This window comes from Mesorhizobium sp. AR07, from assembly GCF_024746815.1.
Lineage (GTDB): Bacteria > Pseudomonadota > Alphaproteobacteria > Rhizobiales > Rhizobiaceae > Mesorhizobium.
The window spans coordinates 155,479-177,248 of record NZ_CP080525.1; the positions used below are offsets into that span (position 1 = coordinate 155,479).

General features: G+C 63.1%; 24 protein-coding genes. 17 read left to right on the forward strand and 7 right to left on the reverse strand.

From position 1 onward, the window contains the following. Positions 1-51: 51 nt before the first annotated feature. From BPNPMPFG_RS00860 to BPNPMPFG_RS00875, 4 genes are all read left to right on the forward strand, one after another. Positions 52-1,239, forward strand: coding sequence for an amino acid ABC transporter permease (locus BPNPMPFG_RS00860; protein ID WP_258592803.1), 1,188 nt, complete (start codon positions 52-54; stop codon positions 1,237-1,239). A 4-nt stretch (positions 1,240-1,243) separates the two neighbouring features. Next, on the forward strand, positions 1,244-2,401 hold the full coding sequence (locus tag BPNPMPFG_RS00865; protein WP_258592804.1) for an amino acid ABC transporter permease: 1,158 nt from the start codon (positions 1,244-1,246) through the stop codon (positions 2,399-2,401). A 78-nt stretch (positions 2,402-2,479) separates the two neighbouring features. Beyond that, on the forward strand, positions 2,480-3,229 hold the full coding sequence (locus BPNPMPFG_RS00870; protein ID WP_258597028.1) for an amino acid ABC transporter ATP-binding protein: 750 nt from the start codon (positions 2,480-2,482) through the stop codon (positions 3,227-3,229). Between the two features lie 114 nt (positions 3,230-3,343). Next, entirely contained in the window at positions 3,344-4,009 is a 666-nt protein-coding gene (locus BPNPMPFG_RS00875) for a TIGR02117 family protein (RefSeq protein WP_258592805.1), read from the forward strand. 238 nt (positions 4,010-4,247) lie between these two features. Here the strand turns inward: BPNPMPFG_RS00875 and BPNPMPFG_RS00880 are convergent, their stop codons facing one another. Continuing rightward, on the reverse strand, positions 4,248-5,486 hold the full coding sequence (locus tag BPNPMPFG_RS00880) for an FAD-dependent monooxygenase (protein ID WP_258592806.1): 1,239 nt from the start codon (positions 5,484-5,486) through the stop codon (positions 4,248-4,250). A 19-nt stretch (positions 5,487-5,505) separates the two neighbouring features. Then, positions 5,506-5,751: a zinc-finger domain-containing protein gene (locus tag BPNPMPFG_RS00885; RefSeq protein ID WP_258592807.1), complete on the reverse strand. Its 246-nt coding sequence runs from the start codon at positions 5,749-5,751 to the stop codon at positions 5,506-5,508. 144 nt (positions 5,752-5,895) lie between these two features. Between BPNPMPFG_RS00885 and BPNPMPFG_RS00890 the strand changes: the two genes are divergently transcribed. Continuing rightward, positions 5,896-8,097, forward strand: coding sequence for an RNA degradosome polyphosphate kinase (locus BPNPMPFG_RS00890; RefSeq protein WP_258592808.1), 2,202 nt, complete (start codon positions 5,896-5,898; stop codon positions 8,095-8,097). Next, on the forward strand, positions 8,097-9,632 hold the full coding sequence (gene ppx / locus BPNPMPFG_RS00895) for an exopolyphosphatase (RefSeq protein WP_258592809.1): 1,536 nt from the start codon (positions 8,097-8,099) through the stop codon (positions 9,630-9,632). The genes BPNPMPFG_RS00890 and ppx overlap by 1 nt, the downstream gene beginning before the upstream one ends. A gap of 39 nt (positions 9,633-9,671) precedes the next feature. On the opposite strand, the gene BPNPMPFG_RS00900 is transcribed toward ppx, so the two are convergent. The 5 genes from BPNPMPFG_RS00900 to BPNPMPFG_RS00920 form a co-directional block, all read right to left on the reverse strand. Next, the gene (locus tag BPNPMPFG_RS00900) at positions 9,672-10,076 is read right to left on the reverse strand and encodes a DoxX family protein (protein WP_258592810.1); all 405 of its coding nucleotides are present in this window, start codon (positions 10,074-10,076) and stop codon (positions 9,672-9,674) included. 192 nt (positions 10,077-10,268) lie between these two features. Then, positions 10,269-10,691 carry a DoxX family protein gene (locus BPNPMPFG_RS00905; RefSeq protein WP_258592811.1) on the reverse strand — a complete coding sequence of 141 codons (423 nt, stop codon included), beginning with the start codon at positions 10,689-10,691 and terminating at the stop codon, positions 10,269-10,271. Between the two features lie 177 nt (positions 10,692-10,868). Beyond that, positions 10,869-12,266, reverse strand: a complete 1,398-nt coding sequence (fumC, locus tag BPNPMPFG_RS00910; RefSeq protein WP_258592812.1) for a class II fumarate hydratase — start codon at positions 12,264-12,266, stop codon at positions 10,869-10,871. Between the two features lie 119 nt (positions 12,267-12,385). Further along, positions 12,386-13,144, reverse strand: coding sequence for an SDR family NAD(P)-dependent oxidoreductase (locus BPNPMPFG_RS00915; protein ID WP_258592813.1), 759 nt, complete (start codon positions 13,142-13,144; stop codon positions 12,386-12,388). 111 nt (positions 13,145-13,255) lie between these two features. After that, positions 13,256-14,038, reverse strand: coding sequence for an NIPSNAP family protein (locus BPNPMPFG_RS00920; protein WP_258592814.1), 783 nt, complete (start codon positions 14,036-14,038; stop codon positions 13,256-13,258). Positions 14,039-14,271: 233 nt separating this feature from the next. Between BPNPMPFG_RS00920 and BPNPMPFG_RS00925 the strand changes: the two genes are divergently transcribed. The 11 genes from BPNPMPFG_RS00925 (at position 14,272) to BPNPMPFG_RS00975 (ending at position 21,730) form a co-directional block, all read left to right on the forward strand. Continuing rightward, the gene (locus BPNPMPFG_RS00925) at positions 14,272-14,946 is read left to right on the forward strand and encodes a TetR/AcrR family transcriptional regulator (RefSeq protein WP_258592815.1); all 675 of its coding nucleotides are present in this window, start codon (positions 14,272-14,274) and stop codon (positions 14,944-14,946) included. Between the two features lie 51 nt (positions 14,947-14,997). Next, a complete protein-coding gene (locus tag BPNPMPFG_RS00930) occupies positions 14,998-16,131 on the forward strand; it encodes a metallophosphoesterase (RefSeq protein WP_258592816.1) in 1,134 nt (377 codons plus the stop codon). A 188-nt stretch (positions 16,132-16,319) separates the two neighbouring features. Beyond that, entirely contained in the window at positions 16,320-17,072 is a 753-nt protein-coding gene (locus BPNPMPFG_RS00935) for an SDR family NAD(P)-dependent oxidoreductase (protein ID WP_258592817.1), read from the forward strand. A 68-nt stretch (positions 17,073-17,140) separates the two neighbouring features. After that, complete coding sequence (locus tag BPNPMPFG_RS00940) at positions 17,141-17,461, forward strand: ArsR/SmtB family transcription factor (RefSeq protein ID WP_258592818.1); 321 nt, start codon at positions 17,141-17,143, stop codon at positions 17,459-17,461. Then, positions 17,458-18,240: an SRPBCC domain-containing protein gene (locus BPNPMPFG_RS00945; protein ID WP_258592819.1), complete on the forward strand. Its 783-nt coding sequence runs from the start codon at positions 17,458-17,460 to the stop codon at positions 18,238-18,240. Before BPNPMPFG_RS00940 ends, BPNPMPFG_RS00945 begins: the two co-directional genes overlap by 4 nt. A gap of 303 nt (positions 18,241-18,543) precedes the next feature. Continuing rightward, the gene (locus BPNPMPFG_RS00950; protein WP_010915421.1) at positions 18,544-18,753 is read left to right on the forward strand and encodes a cold-shock protein; all 210 of its coding nucleotides are present in this window, start codon (positions 18,544-18,546) and stop codon (positions 18,751-18,753) included. Positions 18,754-19,111: 358 nt separating this feature from the next. Then, positions 19,112-19,339, forward strand: coding sequence for a hypothetical protein (locus tag BPNPMPFG_RS00955; RefSeq protein ID WP_258592820.1), 228 nt, complete (start codon positions 19,112-19,114; stop codon positions 19,337-19,339). After that, positions 19,339-19,746: a hypothetical protein gene (locus tag BPNPMPFG_RS00960; RefSeq protein WP_258592821.1), complete on the forward strand. Its 408-nt coding sequence runs from the start codon at positions 19,339-19,341 to the stop codon at positions 19,744-19,746. The genes BPNPMPFG_RS00955 and BPNPMPFG_RS00960 overlap by 1 nt, the downstream gene beginning before the upstream one ends. Position 19,747: 1 nt before the next feature. Then, positions 19,748-19,915 (forward strand): hypothetical protein, encoded by a 168-nt coding sequence (locus tag BPNPMPFG_RS00965; RefSeq protein ID WP_258592822.1) that lies wholly within the window; start codon positions 19,748-19,750, stop codon positions 19,913-19,915. 4 nt (positions 19,916-19,919) lie between these two features. Beyond that, positions 19,920-20,369 (forward strand): YkgJ family cysteine cluster protein, encoded by a 450-nt coding sequence (locus tag BPNPMPFG_RS00970; RefSeq protein WP_258592823.1) that lies wholly within the window; start codon positions 19,920-19,922, stop codon positions 20,367-20,369. Between the two features lie 230 nt (positions 20,370-20,599). Beyond that, a complete protein-coding gene (locus BPNPMPFG_RS00975) occupies positions 20,600-21,730 on the forward strand; it encodes an IS481 family transposase (protein ID WP_413776790.1) in 1,131 nt (376 codons plus the stop codon). Positions 21,731-21,770: the final 40 nt, after the last annotated feature.

The window sequence follows — 21,770 nt, forward strand, 5'->3', positions numbered from 1 at the left end:
CCGGAAGGCAGATCCTCTGCCTTCCGGTTTCTCTTTCCAGGGGACGGTCGCATGGCATCGCAGGAAGTTCTTCGCGAGGAGCCAAGTCGTGCTTCTCTCATCAACGATCCGAAAGTCCGCAGCATTTTCTATCAATGCCTGGTCGTTGCCTTGCTGGTGGCCGGCGTCTGGTGGATCGTCCACAACACCATCGTCAACCTGACGAACCTGCACATTGCTTCCGGCTTCGCCTTTCTAAAGGGCCGCGCCGGCTTCGACATTTCCGATTCGGCGATCGCCTATACGTCGGACTCCACCTATGGCCGGGCCATCGTCGTCGGCCTGATCAACACGTTGATCGTCGCGTTTGTCGGCATCATCACCGCTACAATCATCGGTTTCATCGTCGGCATCGGCCGGCTGTCGAAAAACTGGCTGATCCAGAAGATCTGCACCGTTTATGTCGAGGTGTTCCGCAACATTCCGCCGCTGCTGGTCATCTTCTTCTGGTACTCCGGCGTGCTGGCCGTGCTGCCCGCGCCGCGCGACAGCATCCACCTGCCCTTCGGATCCTTTCTCAACCAGCGCGGCTTCTATTTTCCGCGCGCCATCTGGGGCGACGGCTCCTGGCTCATCCTGGTGGGTCTGCTTGTCGGCATTGCCATGTCCTGGTTCGTTGCCCGCAAGGCCAAGCAGCGGCAGATGGCGACGGGCCAGCAATTCCCGGTGTTCTGGACATCGCTGGCGCTGGTTATCGGGCTGCCGCTGCTCGCCTATGTGCTGAGCGGCTTTCCGGTAACCTTCGATTTTCCCAAGCAGTCGACCTTCAACCTGAGCGGCGGTTTCGTCGTCAAGCCGGAGTTTCTGTCGCTCTATCTGGCACTGTCCTTCTATACCGCCGCCTTCATCGCCGAGATCGTACGCGCCGGCATTCGCGGCGTCGCCAAGGGCCAGAGCGAGGCCTCGGCAGCGCTGGGCCTGCGCTCCGGCCAGGCGTTGCGGCTGGTGGTCGTGCCGCAGGCGATGCGCATCGTCATTCCGCCGCTGGCCAGCCAGTATCTCAACCTGACCAAGAATTCCTCGCTCGCCATCGCCATAGGCTATCCCGACCTGACGGCGACGACCGGCACGGTGCTCAACCAGACCGGCCAGGCGGTGGAATGCGTGGTCATCATGATGGTGATCTATCTGGCCATCAGCCTTCTGACCTCGCTGTTCATGAACTGGTTCAACGCCAAAATGGCGCTGGTGGAGAGGTAGGGACATGCAAGAACATGATATGTCCTGGGTACGCACCGAAATGGCGCTGGCGCAGCCGGCGCCAGCCGGCGTCGTGGGCTTCAGTGCCTGGGTGCGCAAGAACCTGATCGCCTCGGCGGGCGACACCATTCTGACCATAGTCGGTATAGCGCTGGTGGTGATGATCCTGCCGCAGATCATCAACTGGGCCTTCATCAACGCTGTGTGGACGGGACCGAACCGGACCGTATGCGCCACGGTGGCGCAAGGCGGTATCCAGCCGGACGGCTGGTCCGGTGCCTGCTGGGCCTTTGTCAACGCCAAATTCGGCCAGCTCATGTTCGGCACCTATCCGATCGAGGAGCGCTGGCGGCCGATCCTGGTTGGGATATTGCTGGTCGTCCTTATGGTGCCGATGCTGATGCCGAGCGTGCCGCGCAAGGGCCTCAACGCCCTGCTGCTGATCGTCGTTTTCCCCATCGTGTCGTTCTTCCTGCTGGTCGGGGGCGTGTTCGGTCTCGAACATGTCGAGACCGCGCGCTGGGGCGGTTTGCTGGTGACATTGTCGCTGTCTTTCGTGGCCATCGTCGTGTCGTTGCCGCTTGGCATCATGCTGGCGCTTGGCCGGCGCTCCAGGATGCCGATCGTCAAGATGCTGTGCGTCATCTTCATCGAAGCCGTACGCGGCATTCCGCTGATCACCGTTCTGTTCATGGCCAGCGTCATGCTGCCGCTGTTCCTGCCGCCGGGGGTCACCTTCGACAAGTACCTGCGCGCGCTGATCGGCGTGTCGCTGTTTGCCGCCGCCTATATGGCTGAAGTGGTGCGCGGCGGCCTGCAGGCGATTCCCAAAGGCCAGTATGAAGGCGCCGATTCACTCGGCCTCGGCTATTGGCAGAAGATGTATTTCGTCGTCATGCCACAGGCGCTGAAGCTGGTCATCCCGGGCATCGTCAACACCTTCATCGGCATGTTCAAGGACACCAGCCTGGTCACGATCATTTCGATGTTCGACCTGCTCGGCATCGTCAAGCAGAACTTCTCCGACGCCAACTGGGCGACGGCGCAGACGGCCAAGTCCGGCCTGATCTTCGCGGCCTTCGTCTTCTGGCTGTTCTGCTTCGGCATGTCGCGCTATTCAATGTACACCGAACGTCGACTCGACACCGGCCACAAACGCTAAACAAAAGAACAAGGGGATCCTGTCATGGCCACCGAAAATGCCGTCAGCGCGGAAGAGATCAAGGTCAACGCCGCCAAGATGCAGATTTCCACCACCGATGTCGCCATCGACATCATCGCCATGCACAAATGGTATGGCGAGTTCCATGTGCTGAAGGACATCAACCTGAAAGTGATGCGCGGCGAGCGCATCGTCATATGCGGCCCGTCGGGCTCCGGCAAATCGACGATGATCCGCTGCATCAACCGTCTGGAAGAGCACCAGAAGGGCAAGATCATCGTCGACGGCAAGGAACTGACCAACGATCTGAAGAAGATCGACGAGGTGCGCCGCGAGGTCGGCATGGTGTTCCAGCACTTCAACCTGTTCCCGCATCTGACCATTCTGGAGAACTGCACGCTGGCGCCGATCTGGGTGCGCAAGACGCCGAAGAAGCAGGCCGAGGAAATCGCCATGCATTTCCTCAGGCGCGTCAAGATCCCGGAACAGGCCAACAAATATCCCGGCCAGCTCTCCGGCGGCCAGCAGCAGCGCGTGGCGATCGCCCGCTCGCTGTGCATGAACCCGCGCATCATGCTGTTCGATGAGCCGACCTCGGCGCTCGATCCGGAGATGATCAAGGAAGTGCTGGAGACGATGGTTGGCCTTGCCGAAGAAGGCATGACCATGCTGTGCGTTACCCACGAGATGGGCTTTGCCCGCAAGGTCGCCAACCGCGTGATCTTCATGGACCAGGGCCAGATCGTCGAGCAGAACACGCCGGCCGAGTTCTTCGACCATCCCCGCCATGAGCGGACAAAACTGTTCCTGTCGCAGATCCTGCATTAGGCCTTTGACAACCAGAGAGAGCCCGGCTGAAACAGTGCCGGGCTCTTTTGCGTATGGATGGGCAGAGGCGGGCGGTTCGTGTCGCGCCGGGGTGCGTTTGCAAGGCCGCCATTCATGAAAAAGCTGGGACGTTTTCTAGGCCTTCTGTTGATCGTCGTTGCGCTCACCGTGACGCTGGGCACTCTGGTGCCGCGGCCGCTGTGGCGGGCGGCTGCCGCCAACCCCGCCACGCGCCATATCCTGGTGCTGAAGAACCCGATCCACACCGACATCGCCATCCCTGTCGATGACAGGGTGCGCCAGCGTTTCCATTTCCTGGTCGAGGCTGGCATCCCGGCCGATAGTCCGGAGGTCCGCTACATCGTCTTCGGCTGGGGCGGCCGCGCGTTCTACCTTGAGACGCCAACGTGGTCCGAACTCAGGGCTGTTCCGGTGATGAAGGCATTGACCCTCGACGCGTCGGTCATGCATGTCGATGTCGCCGGCGCCATCGTCGAACCGCATCCGGATGTTGCCGGGTTTGACATCGGCGAGGAGCGTTTTGCGGCGCTGCTCGATTTCATCGATGCGAGTTTCCAGCGGGATGTAGAAGGCCCGATTCGTGTGCCGGACGCGGCCTATTCCAGGTTCGACGGTTTCTATGAAGCCAACGGCCATTTCAACGCGCTGGTCGGCTGCAACACCTGGACCGCGGCGGCCTTGCGCACCGCCGGTCTGCGCACCGGCTGGTGGAATCCGCTGCCGGTCTCGCTTGGGCTGTCAATGCGGCTGTATAACTAAGCTGCATCGGCACTGCTGCCAGCAAGAGAACTCTTGCAATCGCCTCATTCCTTCGCGCCCCCCTCTGTCCTGCCGGACATCTCCCCCACGAGGGGGGAGATCGGACGTCGCCGTCGGTTTCGCCAATCTCCAGCGGAGAAGGACGAAGCGCAGCGACCGAAGCTGCCAATCTCCCCCCAAGTGGGGGAGATGTCCGGCAGGACAGAGGGGGGCGCTGTCCCTCCAGTCTATCTAATTTTCAAACCTGTTTGTCCTGATCCGGCGCCTGCCAGCCATAAAGCCAGTCGAGATCGGCGGCGAGTTTGTCCGGCGAGCGCATTTTCAGGAACAGATTGCGGGCGATAGCCACGGGACCTGAGGCATGCCAGGCGAGGCGGTTGAGGGCGCCGCGACGAGCGACCCTGGCGACGCGTGGCCGTCGCCAGTTCTCCCAGATTTGAAGACCTTGTGCGGGATCTGCGGGGAAGTCGGCAATCGCACTCGCAAGCGTCGCGGCATCCTCGATCGCCATGGCGGCACCTTGCGCCGCGAACGGCGTCATCGCATGCGCCGCATCGCCGATCAGCGCCATGCTCGGCGCCGTCCAGGGCTGTTTCCTGTCGACCGTATGGATCGGCCATGCCGTCCACGGACCGGCTTCCTCGACCAATCGGGAAAGCGCTGCCGCAGTACCGCGCAGGGCGCTGGTCAGAATCCTTGCGTCTGCGTTGCCGGACCAGGCCTCGGCAATACGTTCACCCTTGGTGAAGGCGGCGAGATTGAAGGCGGCACCCTTGCTGACGGGATAAGCGACCATGTGGAAGCCGGGATGCAGGAAGGTGGTGACGCAATTGGTTGCACCGATCGCGGCAAAGGCCTGTCCGGCGGCGCTGTCGGCGGGAACTGTGGCACGCCAGGCCAGCTCGCCCGAAAAGTGACTTGTTGATGGCGCCCCTTTGGGCGTGTCGACAAGCCCGCGCACCGATGACCAGACGCCATCGGCGCCGACCAGCAGGAAGCCCGCAGCCTCGACTGTCTCGCCGGCCATCTCGGCAGCCACGGTGACGCCATGGCTGCTTTTGGCAACGCTGCTGACGCGCGCCCCGGTGGTCAGAACAATATTCGACATCTCGGCAACGCGCGCAGTCAGCGCGCTCTGCAGATCGGCCCTGTGAGCGACGAGATAGGGTGCCTGCCAGCGGGTCTCGGCGGTTTGTCCTAGCGGCACGCGTGCCAACTCGCGCAGCGTCGCGGCGTCCTTCAGCACCACCGCTTCCGGCCGCACCGCTGCTGGCAGCAGCCGGTCGAGCGCGCCAAGCTGGCGAAGAATGCGTGTCGCGTTGGAAGAAAGCTGGATGCCGGCGCCTGCCGCTTCCAGGCGCTGCGCCTGTTCGAACACCCGCACGGCATAGCCGCGGTCGGCGAAGGCAAGTGCCGCGGTCAACCCGGCGACGCCGGCCCCGGCGATGACGACTTGCCGGGAACGCGTGTCGTCCATCGGGCTTGTCGCGAAAGAATCAGGCAGCCTGGTCGACGTAGATACAGCCGGCCGGCAGCGTTTCCGTCGCCTTCAGCTTTGGCGAATAGCGGTAGAGCGTCGAGCAGTAGGGGCAGACTTTCTCATTGTCGCCGCCCATGTCGAGAAACACGTGCGGGTGGTCGAAAGGCGGGTTGGCGCCCGTGCACATGAATTCCTTGACGCCGATGTCGATTGCCGGGTGGCCCGCATCGTTCTGAAAATGGGGAATGGAACCGCCTGCCATCGTCGTCTCCTTAACGCAGTCTCTTCTGCATCTGGATCATATCAAGTCTGTTTGCAAGTTCGATGAAATCAAACTGTCGCAAAAGCCTGTCAGAGGATAAGTTAAGCCGGTTAACCGGCTGAGCGGGTGGGAAGAGTAGGAATCATGAACGAACTGAAGCCGGTGCAGAGCGAATTCGTGAATGTCGAGGTGGCCCGCCCCGAGGGTGGCAACCCGGATCGTTTCGTCAACCGGGAGTTTTCCTGGCTGCAATTCAACCGGCGCGTTCTCGAGGAATCGTTGAATCTCAATCATCCGCTGCTGGAGCGTGTCCGCTTCCTGTCGATCTCGGCGGCCAATCTCGACGAATTCTTCATGGTTCGCGTCGCCGGTCTTGCCGGCCAGGTGCGCGAGGGCATCACGCTGAAGAGCCCTGACGGCCGCACCCCCGAACAGCAACTCGAGCAGCTGCTGCGGGAGGTCGAGCGGCTGCAGGAAGACCAGCAGAAGAGCCTTTCGGCGCTCACTGTGCTGCTCAACAAGGAAGGCATCGAGAGCATCACCCGCGATGCGCTGACCAAGGACGAAAAGGTCTGGCTGGAAGACCATTTCCAGGAGCAGGTGTTTCCGGTGCTGACGCCGCTGTCGATCGACCCGGCACATCCGTTCCCGTTCATTCCCAATCTCGGTTTCTCGATGGCGCTGCAATTGCGCCATCGCAAGAACGGCGAAGAGATGAGCGCGCTGTTGCGCCTGCCGGTGGCGCTGAGGCGTTTCATCCGTCTGCCGGACCGCAAGCAGCATGTCCGCTTCATCCCGCTGGAGGAGGCGGTCGGCCTCTACATAGGCAAGCTGTTCCCCGGCTATGAGGTCAAGGGCTCCGGCACATTCCGCATCATCCGTGACAGCGATATCGAGGTCGAGGAGGAATCCGAGGATCTGGTGCGCCTGTTCGAGACGGCGCTGAAGCGCCGCCGCCGCGGATCGGTGATCCGCATCGAGTTCGACAGGCTGATGCCGGCGGAACTGCGCGACTTCGTTGCCGGCGAGCTTGGCGTGTCGTCGAGCCGCATCAGCGTCCTGACCGGGCCGCTGGCGCTCAGCCAGATTTCCGAGATCGTCGCCGTCCCCCGCGACGACCTCAAGTTCACGCCCTACAATCCGCGCTTTCCCGAGCGCATCCGCGAGCATGGCGGCGACTGTTTCGCCGCCATCCGCGAGAAGGACATCGTGGTCCATCACCCCTACGAATCCTTCGATGTGGTGGTGCAGTTCCTGCGCCAGGCGATGGCCGATCCGGAAGTGGTGGCGATCAAGCAGACGCTTTACCGCACCTCCAACGACAGCCCGATCGTGCGCGCGCTGGTCGATGCGGCCGAGGCCGGCAAGTCGGTCACCGCGCTGGTCGAGCTCAAGGCGCGTTTCGACGAAGAAGCCAACATCCGCTGGGCGCGCGACCTCGAGCGTGCCGGCGTGCAGGTCGTGTTCGGCTTCCTTGAACTGAAAACCCATGCGAAAATGTCACTGGTGGTGCGACGCGAGGACGGCAGGCTGCGCAACTATGTGCATCTCGGCACCGGCAACTACCATCCGGTGACCGCGCGCATCTACACCGATCTGTCCTTCTTCACCACCGACCCGACGATTGCCCGCGATGTCGCCCAGCTGTTCAATTTCATCACCGGCTATGCCGAACCGACGGATGAAATGCGGCTGGCGATCTCGCCGTTCACGCTGAGAAGCCGCATCCTGAAGCATATTGCCGATGAAATTGCTCATGCGGTGGAGGGGAGGCCGGCGCGCATCTGGATGAAGATGAACGCGCTTGTCGACCCGATCATCATCGACGCGCTCTATGACGCCGGCCGCGCCGGCGTCGAGATCGACCTCGTCGTGCGCGGCATCTGCTGCCTGCGGCCACAGGTGCCGGGCCTGTCGGAAAACATCCGCGTGAAATCGATCGTCGGCCGTTTTCTGGAACACAGCCGCATCTATTGCTTCGGCAACGGCCATGGGCTGCCCTCGGATGAGGCCATTGTCTACATCTCTTCGGCCGACCTCATGCCGCGCAATCTCGACCGCCGCGTCGAGACCATGGTGCCGATCACCAATCCAACTGTGCATGAACAGATCCTGGGCCAGATCATGCTGGGCAACATCATGGACAATCAGCAAAGTTTCGACGTATTGGCTGATGGAACCTCCCGGCGCGTCGTGCTGGAGGAGGGCGAGGAACCGTTCAACGCGCAGGAATACTTCATGACCAATCCGAGCCTGTCGGGACGGGGTGACGCGCTGAAGTCGCATGCGCCCAAACGCATTGCGCAGTTCAAGCGTCGCAAGAAGAACGCCGCAGCGTCCAGCTGATGCTGTCTGATTCCCAGGGCCGGTTGCAGGACCGCCGACCGCTGTCCATCATCGACATCGGGTCGAATTCGATCCGCCTCGTCGTCTATGAGGGGCTGGCGCGCTCGCCGACCATGCTGTTCAACGAAAAGATGCTGGCCGGTCTCGGTCGCGGCATCGTTTCGACCGGCAAACTCGACCCCGAGGCGGTGACACGCTCCATGGAGGAGTTCCGCCGCTTTCGCGCGCTCTCCGACCAGGCCGGCGCCGAGCATATGTATGTGCTGGCCACCGCCGCCGCCCGCGAGGCGGTCAATGGTCCCGATTTCATCCGTCGCGCCGAGGACGTGCTCAAGACCGAGATCCGTGTGATCAGCGGGCGTCAGGAAGCCCATTATTCGGCGCTCGGCGTCATTTCCGGCTTCCATCCGGCCAATGGCATCGCCGGTGATCTGGGCGGCGGCAGCCTCGAACTGGTCGACGTCAATGGCGAGGCGATCGGCGACGGCATAACGCTGCCGCTGGGCGGCCTGCGCCTGCAGGACATGGCGAAGAACTCGCTGACCCAGGCGGCCAAGATCACGCGCGATGAACTGGCCAGGGCCAAGTTGTTGAAAGGCGGGCAGGACAGGCCCTTCTACGCCGTCGGCGGCACCTGGCGAAATCTTGCCCGGCTGCACATGGAGATGACGAACTATCCGCTTGGCGTGATGCACCATTACGAAATCGGTATCGAAAGCGCCGCCAACTTCCTCCGGCAAGTGGCGAAGGGCGAGATCGAGAAGGTCAAGGGCATCGAAGGCGTCTCGAAGAACCGCCGCTCGCTGCTGCCCTATGGCGCCATCGTGCTGCAGGAGATCATGGCGGCGATGCAGCCGTCGAAGATCATCGTCTCGGCGCTCGGCGTGCGCGAAGGCTTTCTCTATTCGCTGCTCGACGAGGCCGAGCAGAAGGCCGATCCGCTGATTTCGGCTTCGGAGGAGCTCGCGCGGCTGCGCTCCCGCTCCGTCACCCATGCGCATGAGCTGGTCGACTGGACCGCCAGGACCTTTGCCGCCTTCGGCATCGACGAGACCGAGGACGAGGCGCGCTACCGCCACGCCGCCGCATTGCTGGCCGATATCGGCTGGCGCGCGCATCCCGAATATCGCGGCAAGCAATCGCTCAACATCATCGCGCACGCGTCCTTCTTCGGCGTCGACCATCCCGGCCGCGCCTTCCTGGCGCTGGCCAACGCCTACCGTCATGACGGTATCTTCAACGAATCCATCGCACCCGAAATCAAGGCGCTGGCGACGCCGCGTTATCTGGAGCGAGCGCGGGTGCTGGCGGCGATGATGCGTGTCGTCTATCTGCTGACGGCCTCGATGCCCGGCATCATGCCCAGGCTGAAATGGGAACAGCGCGCCAACGGCGTGCTGGCGCTGGTCTTGCCCGCGTCGCTGGCCGATCTCTACGGCGAACGGCCGGCCGGGCGCCTGGCGCAACTGGCAAGGATAACCAACCGCCGGCTGGTGCTGGCCGTCGAAGGCGGCCCAAGCGTTTCGGTGAAATAGGGCGTTTCGGTGAAATAGAGCGTTTCGGTGAAGTAGGCCTTACGCCGAACCGCGCCCGTCGATGGACCAGGCGCCAGCCCCGGCCATCGCCAGTGCCAGGAAACCGCCTGATATGGCGATGTCCTTCATCAGCATCTGCTGGTGCAAGAAGGTGAGCATCGCGTCGCCGCCGCCCTGGCCGTAATGGCCGGTGAAACCGGCGACAATGCAGAAGGCGGCGAGCAGCAGTGCGGAGATCCGGGTCTGGAAACCGACCAGGATCAGCAGCCCGGCGATCAGTTCGAAAAAGCCTGTGCCCCAGGCGGCGAGTGTCGGCAGCGGCAGGCCGAGCCCGGCGAAATAGCCTGACGTGCCGGCAATGTCGGAAAGCGCTTGGAGACCGGAGGGCACGAACAGGACGGCAAGCAGCAGCCGGGAAAGCAGAAGCAGTGCGTTGCGGGGCATGCTTGTCACCTCCGGTGTCGATCGTCGGGCACAGCCGATCAGCCGGCCGCTCCCCCATGTCTCGATCCTACCAGCGATGCGGGCGCAAATCCCGGCCGGCGGATCGAGATGGATGGATCTGTGCACTGACAACGAAAAAGCGGCGCGGAAAATTCCGCGCCGCTTTTGTTTGCATGGCTTGGGAGGGAAGGTTCAGCCGCGCTTGGCGTCGACCGAGTAGGCGCCGGCGCCGAGCACCGCCAGCAGCAGGAAGCCGCCGGTGAGGCCGAGGTTCTTCTGCAGCATCAGCATCTGGATCTGGTCGGAGAAGTTGAGGTGCGCAATCGCGGTGGCGGCGAGCGTGAAGATAGCGAGCACGATCGCTACGATACGGGTCTGGAAACCGACCAGGATGGCGAGGCCGCCGAAGAATTCGAGCAGGCCCGAACCGACCGCAGCGACCGTCGGCAGCGGCAGGCCGATGCTGCCGAACCACTGCGCGGTGCCGGAAATCGCGGTCAGCTTGGCAAGGCCCGACAGGATAAACAGGATCGACAACAGGATGCGGCCGACGAGGATCGTGCCCGAGGCGTTGGACGTGGCGCCGGTGCCGGCGAATGAAGTGTTGGTGGACATGGCTGGTCTCCGAATAGGTTGAGTGACCAGTCAGATAGACGAAGCCGGCTGTTCACCAAAGCCATCGATCCGGCAACACATTGTTCACAGACGGTACATTCCCGTGAACGGGCGAAAGGCGCGAAATTCATGTCGGGGGATGCGGTTGCGGAGGAAATTCTCCCGCCGAACACGATCTTACCCCGGATGCGTCATGTCCTCCGGCCGCACCAGGCGCTCGTAGTCGGCCTCGCTGACCAGCCCGGTCGCCAGCGCTTCCTCGCGCAGCGTGGTGCCGTTCTTGTGCGCGGTCTTGGCGATCTTGGCGGCATTGTCGTAGCCGATGGTCGGCGCCAGCGCCGTCACCAGCATAAGCGAGCGGTCGAGCGCGGCTTTGATGTTGTCCTCCCGCGCCTCGATGCCGACGACACAATTGTCGGTGAAGGAGACTGAGGCATCGGAGAGCAGCTGCACCGACTGCAGGAAATTGTAGGCCATCAGCGGATTGTAGACGTTGAGCTCGAAATGGCCCTGGCTGCCGGCGAAGGTGAGGGCGGCATTGTTGCCGAACACCTGCACGCAGACCTGCGTCATCGCCTCGCATTGGGTCGGGTTGACCTTGCCAGGCATGATCGACGAGCCCGGTTCGTTTTCCGGCAGCGACAGTTCGCCGAGGCCCGAACGCGGGCCGGAACCGAGGAAGCGGATGTCGTTGGCGATCTTGAACAGGGCGGCGGCGCAGGCGTTGATGGCGCCATGCGAAAACACCATGGAATCGTGGGCAGCGAGTGCCTCGAACTTGTTCGGCGCGGTGACGAAGGCGATGCCGGTGATGGCAGCGATGCGGTCCGCTACCCTTTCGGCGAAGCCGACGGGTGCATTGAGGCCGGTACCGACGGCAGTGCCGCCCTGCGCCAGCTCCTGCAGGCCGGGCAGCGTCAACTCGATGCGCTTGATCGACGAGGCGACCTGCGCGGCATAGCCCGAGAATTCCTGGCCAAGCGTCAGCGGCGTCGCGTCCTGCGTGTGGGTACGCCCGATCTTGATGATGTGGGCGAAGGCCCGGCTCTTGGCGTCCAGCGCCTTATGCAGATGCTTCAGCGCCGGCAGCAGGTCGTGCACGATGCGCTCGGCGCAGGCGATGTGCATCGCCGTCGGATAGGTGTCGTTCGACGACTGGCTCATATTGACGTGATCGTTGGGATGCACCGGCTTCTTCGAGCCCATGACACCGCCCAGCATTTCGATCGCCCGGTTGGAGATCACCTCGTTGGCGTTCATGTTGGACTGCGTGCCCGAGCCGGTCTGCCAGACCACCAGCGGGAAATGGTCGTTGAGCTTGCCGTCGATGACCTCTTGCGCCGCCTCGACGATGACCTTGCCGATGGCCGGGTCGAGCCGCTTCAGCTCCATGTTGGCTTCCGCCGCCGCCCGCTTGACGACGCCGAGCGCGCGCACGATCGACACCGGCTGCTTTTCCCAGCCGATCTTGAAATTGCCGAGCGAACGCTGCGCCTGCGCGCCCCAATAGCGGTCGGCGGCGACTTCGATGGGGCCGAACGTGTCGGTCTCGGTTCTGGTCTTTGGCGTGCTCACAGGGTCTCTCCTTGTCGAAGTCGGCAACGGCGTATCGCGTTGCACAAAGGGCTTCAAGCGGAGAATGCGGGCGGGACGGATGCAAATCGGTTGAAACCATTGAGAGGAGAGTTGAACGCTCACCCAGCCGTATAGCCGCCGTCGATCGCAAAAATGCCGCCGCTGGTCCAGACCGCCTCGTCGCTGGCGAGATACACCGCGATGCCGGCCAGATCGTCGGGGCGGCCGATGCGGCCCAGCGGATAGCTGCGCTCTACATAGGCGCTCAGCTCCGCCTTTGCCTCGACCGGAAGGTTGTCGACCGTCCTGCGCCGCATGGCGGTGTCGACAGTGCCAGGCGCGATGGCGTTGACGCGGATGCCGCGCGGACCGAGTTCGAAGGCCAGCGATTTGGTCAGCGAGTTCAACGCGCCCTTCGACAGGGAATAGAGACTCGACGGCCGCTTCGGGATCATCTTGTTGGCGAAATAGGAGGAGATGTTGATCACCGAAGCGCCGGCCGCGAGATGCGGCAGCAGGCCCTGGCTGAGGAAGAACACCGCCGTCACATTCAGCGCCAAGGATTGCTGAAACTGCGCCTCGCTGACGGTCTCGAACGGCACCAGGAAAGCCACCCCGGCATTGTTGACGAGGATGTCGAGCGGCCGGCCGGATTTCTCCACGTGCCCGACCACGGCGGCGATGCAGGCTGATGTAGCAAGGTCGGCCGACAGCGTCTCGACGCTGCCGCCGAGTTGCTTGGCTGCAGCATCGAGCTTTTTGGCGTCGCGGCCGACGATCAGGACGTCCGCACCTTCGCGCGAAAAGGCCTCGGCGATCGCAAGGCCGATGCCGTCCGACCCACCAGTAACCAGCGCGCGCTTGTTGTGAAGTCGCATTCGACGCTCCGAAGGATCCTTTGCCCTCGAGAGCACCGCATATTAGCGGCCGCGGTCAAGCCATCGGCCTATCCCATGGTATGAACTTCGACCTCGGTCTGTTCGCCTTGTTCACCGCCCAAGCCGCGAACGCGATGTCGGCGAGAGACGCAAGGTCTCGGATGGCCTGGTGAGATCCGGCCGCGCCGCCTGCCAAAACATTTGCCATGCCGGCGAGCCGGCGAGTGCGGCCTCATGCCGGGCGTGCGCTTCCGCGCTGTCAAATCCCATGACGCTGATAAAGACGTTTTCTCTGGCCCGCACAGGCAGGCGCGGAAAGCTGTTTTCGGCATGTTCCGTCACGAAAGCAGCGAGAAGGCGTGCGCCGGGTGCCGTCATCAGCGGCGCCATTTCTGTCTCGAAGCGATTTGTGAAATCGGTCTCGGCGCCAGGCCGCAAATGATGAATCTGGATGACTACAATGCTCGTCAGGGGCTTGTTCCGGCTCGGCTTTTGGTCAGTGGTCAAGCCTGCGCGCGGTGAGTCCGAGAGGTCGAAGCCGGCGGCTGGTCTTGCTGGCTTCAGCAGCAAGACATCGTCGGAATCGATCATTGTCGCATTGGCCGCATTGCTGTGCGCCGACCAGACCGGCCCGCCATAAAAGGCGGTCAGCGCATCCTTGCGCGCGTCCATGCCGTCGAAGCCGCGCATCCAGACGAACATGTCAGCACGGTCGAGATCCCGGAACTGGCCGATGATGGTCATTCCTGCCTCCTCCTGGCCCTCGATCAACCTGTTGTCGAAGATGTCGATGAGTGCATCGCGCTTGCCGGGCTTCAGTGTGTACTGCCGCAACTCGACGACAGGCGAGGCGGACACCGCCGGCTCCGTCGCGACATTCAGGGGCAGGTTCATCCGCGTTCTCCAAAACAGGTTGATCGTCCTGTTTATAAACAGACCGGTTGTCCTGTTTTGTCAATATGCTATCTTCCCCTGCCTTCTCCCTTGTGGAGAAGGTGGATTGGCGCGCGGCGCCAAGACGGATGAGGGGGCTGGACGGCGCGCCGTCTGTGCCAAGCTGGAGCACCTGATCCGCCTTCATTTCGTTCAGGCACCTTCTCCCGCAAGGAGAGAAGGGGAGATTCGCGATGGCACGGCTTGCCCGAAAACGCATCAACGACCCCGAAGGCATGCGCAACAAAGTGCTCGATGTCGCCGGAGAATCGTTTCAGGCGCGCGGCTATCACGCCTCCAGCCTCGGCGATCTGATGGCGGCTGCGGGTGTCAGCGGCGGCGCGCTGCATCACCATTTCCCGACCAAGAAGGCGCTGGCGCTGGCGGTGATCGAGGAGCGCGTGGCGGCAGCGGTCGAGGAGACATGGATCGCACCGGTGCTGGCGGCGGCGTCGGCGCGCGACGGCGTGCGAGCGGTGTTCGAGGCCGTCGCGGCCGGGCTGGAGCAGCAGGGTTTCGTGCGTGGCTGCCCGCTCAACAATCTGGCGCATGAACTGTCGCTTGCCGATCCGGATTTCCGGACTGCCCTTGCCGCAATCTTTGCGGCGTGGCGCCAGGCGATTGCCGACAAAGTCGAAGCCGATCAGCAGGCGGGCAGGGAGCAAGGCACCGACCCACGGCGCTTTGCCGCCCTTGCCGTGGCCACTTATTCCGGCGCTATGTCGATGGCCAAGACGGCGCAGGATGCCGGCCCGTTGCGCGATTGCCTGGCGGCGTTGGAGTGGGGCGCCTCCCAGCCTGCATCGCCCCAGGGCGAGCCGGTAGCGAGGCGGCGTCGCAGGGTGCTGCGACGATACGGAGCCCTTTGAGGCAGTCTGGAAACTGGACGGACGGGCGCCGCTTGTGTTGAAATTCACCTCATGATGAATCACCGCTCGCCTGGTTTGTTTTCCCGACGCGGCTTTCTGGCCCAGGCCGCGGGTTTTGCCGTGGCCGGTGCGTTGTCGCGCCCGGCTCTTGGCCAGACCGCGCAGAGCGTTCAGCCCATCGACGCCACCTTCCTGTTCATTGCCGATGTCCATGCCTGTCGCATGGCGAGCGGCTTGAGCCCCAACTGCCAGATGGAGGGCAAGACCGATGCCGCGCTGCTGCGCAACGTTGCCGCGCTGAACGGTCTCGGCGACAAGGAATGGCCGGCCGAGATCAACGGCATCGCCACCGGCCTGCGTTCGGCCGGCAGCCGCATAGGCACGCCGCTCGGCCTTGTCGTCGGCGGTGACATCACCGACGATGGTGGCGGTCAGATCACCCAGCCGAGCGAGGGCACGCAACTGCTCCAGTTCAGCCAGCGCTACCAGCAAGGCGTCGGCACCGATCGCGTGCACGTGCCGGTCTATGTCGGGCTCGGCAACCATGATCTCGACCAGAACGGCCCACCGCACCATGTCGACTGGTACCGGCGCGAAATGCGCGACTATGTCGAGGTCAATCACCGCGCCGGCGTCTTCTTCAAACCGCCGGTGCCGGCCACCGACTACGACGTCGAGACCGATTGCTATTCATGGGACTGGGGCGGCCTGCATCTCGTCCAGACGCACCGCTTCGCCGGCGACACCGGCCATGGCGCCGACAGCAGCCTGCCATGGCTGAAGCAGGATCTGGCAACCTACGCGGCGGACGGCCGCCCGGTCATCCTGTTCCAGCACTATGGCTGGGATACATTTTCGACGGAAAGGTGGGATGCCGCCAAGAAGACCTACGACGATGATGGCACCGGTGCCCCGCATTGGTGGGGCGAAGCCGACCGCCAGGCGTTGCTGGCTGCTCTGAAAGGCTACAATGTCGTCGCCATCTTCCATGGCCACCAGCACGAGACGTCGCTGATCTACCGCCGTGACGGGCTCGACCTCATCAAGCCGAAGGCTGCCTATATGGGTGGTTTCGCGCTCGCCAGGGTGACCAGTGACGGCATCGACGTGGCGCTGGGCGAGGTAACCGGCGACCATGGCGAGGTCGCCTTCACCAACGCTTTCAGCAAGGGCTGGAACATCTGAAGAAGGCGGCCTTGGCGGCCGCCTTCTTCCGATAGCCAAAGCCGTTCCTCGATGCGGGATCAGAACGCCTTCTTGACCTTGTCCTGACGTCGCCATAGGCCTTCTGCACCAAGGCTAGGTCCTCTTCCGCAACGGCTCGCGCGGCCTATCTAAAGACGACGGGTGAGGCTAGGTTTCTGGAGATTTCGATGACCGTTTCTTCCGCACTTTCCGGTAAGGTCGCTCTCATCACCGGCGCTTCGTCGGGTATCGGCGAAGCCACGGCTTCGGCGCTGGCCGCTGCCGGAGCAAAGGTGGCGATCGCTGCCCGCCGCGCCGATCGGCTCGAGACACTGGCCGCGCGCATTCAAAAGGTCGGCGGCACGGCGCTGCGCATCGAGGCCGACGTCACCAGCAATGACGACGTCATCGCCATGGTCGACAAGGTGGTGGCCGAATGGGGCCGGCTCGACATCCTCGTCAACAATGCCGGGGTGATGCTTCTGTCGCCGGCCGCGGAGGCGACACTCGACGATTGGCGCCATATGGTCGAACTCAACCTGCTGGCGCTGATGGGCGTTACCAAGGCGGCGCTGCCGCATCTCAAGGCCGGCAAGGGGCATATCGTCAATGTCGCTTCGGTCGCCGGCCGCGTCGCCAATCCGGGTGCCAGCGGCTACGCGGCGACGAAGTTCGGCGTCGTCGGCTTTTCCGAGTCGCTGCGCCGCGAAGTCTATGCCGACAAGGTCCGTGTCACCGTCATCGAGCCCGGGCTGGTGCGCACCGAACTCGGCGACCACATCACCAATGCCGCCTCGAAGGCCGGCCTCGACCAGCGCCTTGCCACCATGGAAGCGCTGACCGCCGAGGATGTTGCCGCCGCCATCTACTATGCGGTCAGTCAGCCGGCTCGAGTCAACGTCAACGAGATTGTCATCAGGCCGACCGACCAGGAGCGCTAGCACCACCTTGTGCCAGAGTTGACGAAAGCCAAGGATCGGCATAATACGTAACCAAATGGATACGTATTATGCCGCAGGCTGAGTCCGACCATTCTGTTTTCCGTGCCATCGCCGACCCGACGCGCCGCGCCATCCTCGACCGCTTGCGGCGAGGTCCGGCGCCGGTCAACGAACTCGCCTCGGCCTTTTCGCAGAGCCGGCCGGCAATCTCCAAGCATCTCAGGGTTCTGCGCGAGCTGCGCGTCGTCTCTGAACAGAAGCATGGCCGCGAGCGGCTTTACCGGCTGGAGCCGGCGGAATTGAAGGACGTGGCCGACTGGATCTTGCCCTATCGCGACTTCTGGCAGGCGAGTCTCGGCAATCTGAAAACCTATCTGGAGAACGAATGATGGCCAACAACGACAAACCGCGCGCCATCGCCGATGTCTCGACCGGTTCAATTCTCGCCACTGTGACGATCGCGGTGCCACCGGAGCGGGTGTTTCGCGCGTTGACGGCGGATGACCAGATACCGCTCTGGTGGGGGTCGGACGAACTTTACCGGACGACCAGGCATACCGCCGACGTGCGGCCAGGTGGCGCGTGGCGATCGGAGGGCATGGGCGCCGACGGCCGGGAGTTTCATGTCCAGGGCGAATATCTCAAGGTCGAGCCGCCGCATCTTCTGGTGCTGACATGGAAGGCGCCGTGGGACGGCGACAACGTCACCACCGTCACCTATACGCTCGAAGCGGTCGATGCCGGAACGCGGCTGACTCTACGCCACGATGGGTTCGGTGCCCGCCAGGATGCCTGCCGCGATCACGGCTTCGGCTGGGAGAGCGTGCTCGGTTGGCTGGCCACCTTCCTCGGTGATCAGGCGGGCGCCAAGCCAAAGGCGGTGTTCCACTGCCGACTGATCCCGCCTCGGTCCGACTTTGCCTTCACCATGACCGATCCAGAAAGGGCGTTGATGAAGCAGCATTCGGACTATCTGCGCAGCAAACTGGGCGAGGGGGGTGTCATTCTGTTTGGGCCGGTCGCCGATCCCGCCGGTCCCTGGGGGCTCGGCATCGTGCGTGCCGACGATGAGGCTAGCGTCAGGGCGCTGACGGAGGGGGATCCGATGATCCGTTCAGGGTTGGGCTTCCGCTACGAGATCCTGCCGATGATGAGTGCCGTGATGTAAGTTTGGCACCAAAGAAGGACGCCGTGTGCCCTTCCGCGCGCAGCAGGCTTTTTGCCATTGGCTCCCTCTTGATATTGGTCCCCCGGCCCCGGCTTTGCGCCGCTCCATTGGGTGCAAACCACACAAGATTTGACACGCTTGCAAAACAAGCGTAGAAGGAATTCGTCGATATTTGTTTGACCGACTTTTGTTATCCGCGCACGCATGCGCGCCTTTGACGAACTTCCCCATCAAAAATCGAGACAAAAATCGTTGTGCATTCGCACGGCGATTAACGAATATTTGCCATGGAAAGGGTTCGTCATGAGCACCGGCACAGTTAAATGGTTCAACGCCACCAAAGGTTTTGGTTTTATTCAGCCTGACGACGGCTCCGCCGACGTTTTTGTCCACATCTCGGCCGTAGAGCGCGCCGGCATGCGCGACATCGTCGAAGGCCAGAAGCTCGGCTACGAGATGGTCCGCGACAACAAGTCGGGCAAGATGTCCGCCGACCAGTTGAAGGCGGCCTGAAAACAGAATTCAGCTTTCCCGGTGACCACGGATGTACTGGCACCGGTGAATGGCGAATTCGGGCGCATGGCCGCGGAGACCTGAGTTTCCACGGCATGTCATGCGCATGAGAAGGGCGTTCTTTGTGCATCCATCCCTGTGCATCCTTCTGGATGTCGCTGGATGCGCGGCGCTCTCATGGGAGGTCAGGCGGTGCCTGGCCTTTTTCATTTTGCGCGTCTTGCCGCCGAAAGTGCGCTGCGCGTCGGCTTGAACGTGCTAAGGGACGCTCAAGCAATTTGAATCCGCTGCCTTATTGCCTCGTGCCTGGTCGTGACCGAAGCACTATCGGCACCAGGCTCCTGACAGGAGAAAGATTTTGACCGCCAATTCGAAGACAGCTCCTGATCAGCCCGTGTCCCTGTTCAGCAAGACGCAGACCCAGTCGATGTCGCTCAACCGCATCAATTCCGAGCGCGATGCCGTCAGCGAGGCGCGGGAAGCCAAGACCGCGCGCCTGCGCGAACAGCGCCTGGAAAAGGAAGCTGACGAGATGGCGGCGGCTGCCGCGCTCGCCGCTTTGCCGAAACGCGCTGGAAGACGCTGATGGCCACCAAGCGCGTGCCTCCGAAACTGATCCCCGCCGACTCGACGATCGCCGATGTGGTCGAAGGCCTCAACAAGCCGGTCGAATACGTCCGGCGCGTGCTTGAGAAGCTCGAGCGCTGCAAGCGCGCCCATGGCGATGCCCAGGTGCGGCTCGGCGTGCGCGGTCGCGCCGAATGCCCGAACTACCTGATCGAATATGTCCGCGAAGACGCCAAGACCCATGAGCGGGTGACCTATCAGGATGCCGCCTACAGCGGCAGCACGCATCGCGAGCTGGCGCCGCACCACATCGCGGAAGTCAGGAACTGGTCACCGGAAGAAATGAACATCACGGCGGTTTCGGCGCTGATCGGCCGCTTGCGCAATCCGCGCGCACCATCATCGCGTTTCGCCGACGAGGACTGACATGGCCATAAAATTCTCCGCCAAGGACCAGGCTGCTACGCCAGTTGCCGCTGCCAAGCCGGCCAAGCCGGTTGCGGCGCCGAAAGCCGGCGAACCGGCTGAAGCCGCGACCGATCTGTTCAAGTCGCCGGCCGAAGCGCCGTCGCGCAAGGCGGCCAAGAAGAAATAGCGCCTTGCCGCAAGACGCCGACCGCAATCCTGCCGGGCCGGGGCTGTTTGCCCTGGCTGCCACTGCCAGCGTGTCGTCGTCGCAACGCGGCAGCGCTCCTCTGTTCGACTGCCAGAGCTGCGGCGCCTGCTGTTCCTATTCGCCCGAGTGGCCGCGCTTTTCCACCGAGGATGACGCGCAGCTCGATCGCATCCCCGAAAAATATGTGGCGGCCGACCTGTCGGGCATGCGCTGCGAGGGGTCGCGCTGCTCGGCGCTCACCGGCGAGGTGGGCAAGTCGACCGCTTGCGGCATCTATGAAGTCCGCCCGGATGTCTGCCACGCCTGCATGCCTGGCGACGACGAGTGCCTGATGGCGCGCCGGGCGCACGGGTTGCCGGTGGAGCTGCCAATCTCCCCCACGAAGGCAGAGCAATCGCATATGGATTCTTGCGAAGAAGGACCCCCACCCTAACCAACCGGGCGAGCCACGGGTCTCGCCCGTCCTTCGGACCCCCACAAGGGGGAGGGAACGCTGCCGCGCACCTTTACTTCCTCTTTGGCGCCGGAAGGCGGGTAATTTGCCGAGTTCAGCGCCAACGGAAGTCTCCCTCCCCCTTGTGGGTGTTTGGACCGGAGACATCGCGAACAGGTGTGCGAAGACATCGCGAACAGTTTTGCGCGTTTTGCGCGAGGGGGTTCGGGATGCCATTCGGGGACAACAGCGCGATGAAACAGAAATTGGAATTCGTCAGGTTGGCGAGCGCGGCGGGTGCGAATGTGAGCGCGTTGTGTCGGCGCTTCGGAATCGGCCGGACGTTGGCCCACAAGCTGATCGCTCGCTATCGAGCGCAAGGCGATGCGGGGCTTTTGGAGCGTTCGCGGCAGCCCCATTTGAGCCCACGGCGCAGCGCCCCTGAGGTCGAAGCGGCAGCCCTTTGGGTGCGTGCGGCGCATCCGGCCTGGGGTGGGCGCAAGATCGCGCGTGTGCTCGCTCGCGAGGGTATCGGCACCCCTTCGCCCTCGACGGTGACCGGCATCCTGCGCCGCAACGGGATCGAGCTCGGATTGCAGGGCGGCGGGGCGCAGCCTTTCATCCGCTTCGAGCACGAAGCCCCCAACGATCTGTGGCAGATGGACTTCAAGGGCCATGTCGCCCTGCGCACCGGCCGGCTGCATCCGCTCACCGTGCTCGACGACCATTCGCGCTTCTCGATCGTGCTGTCGGCCTGCTCCGATCAGACCACCCAAACCGTGCAAACGCGCCTGATCGAGGCCTTCCGTCGCTATGGCCTGCCGTGGCGCATCGCCACCGACAATGGCCCGCCCTGGGGCGATGGCGGCCGCAACAACTTCACGCTGCTCACGGTCTGGTTGATCGAGGCCAGCGTCGCCGTCAGCCACTCCAGGCCTTGCCACCCGCAGACACTCGGCAAGGACGAGCGCTTCCACCGAACGCTCAAGGCCGAGGCGCTGCAGGGACCACCCTTCGCCGATCTCGCCAAGGCTCAGCACGCCTTCGACCAGTGGCGCCATGTCTACAACGCCCAGCGTCCCCACGACGCGCTGGACGGCGCCGTGCCGCTCGACCGCTACCGGGCCTCGCAGCGCCAGTATCGCGAAATTGTCGAGCCGTTCGAATACGCCAAGGACGATCTCATCCGCCGCGTTCAGCAGCATGGCTTCGTCTCTATTCTCGGCCGCAAAATGCGCCTCTGCAAAGCCTTCGCCGGAAAATCCGTTGCCTTCCGTCCGACCGCAACAGACGGCCTCTTCGACGCCTGGTTCAGGCACCAGAAAATAGAAACCATCGACCTCAATGCCATGGCTCGATAGCATGCAAAACTGTTCGCGATGTCCTCGCACACCTGTTCGC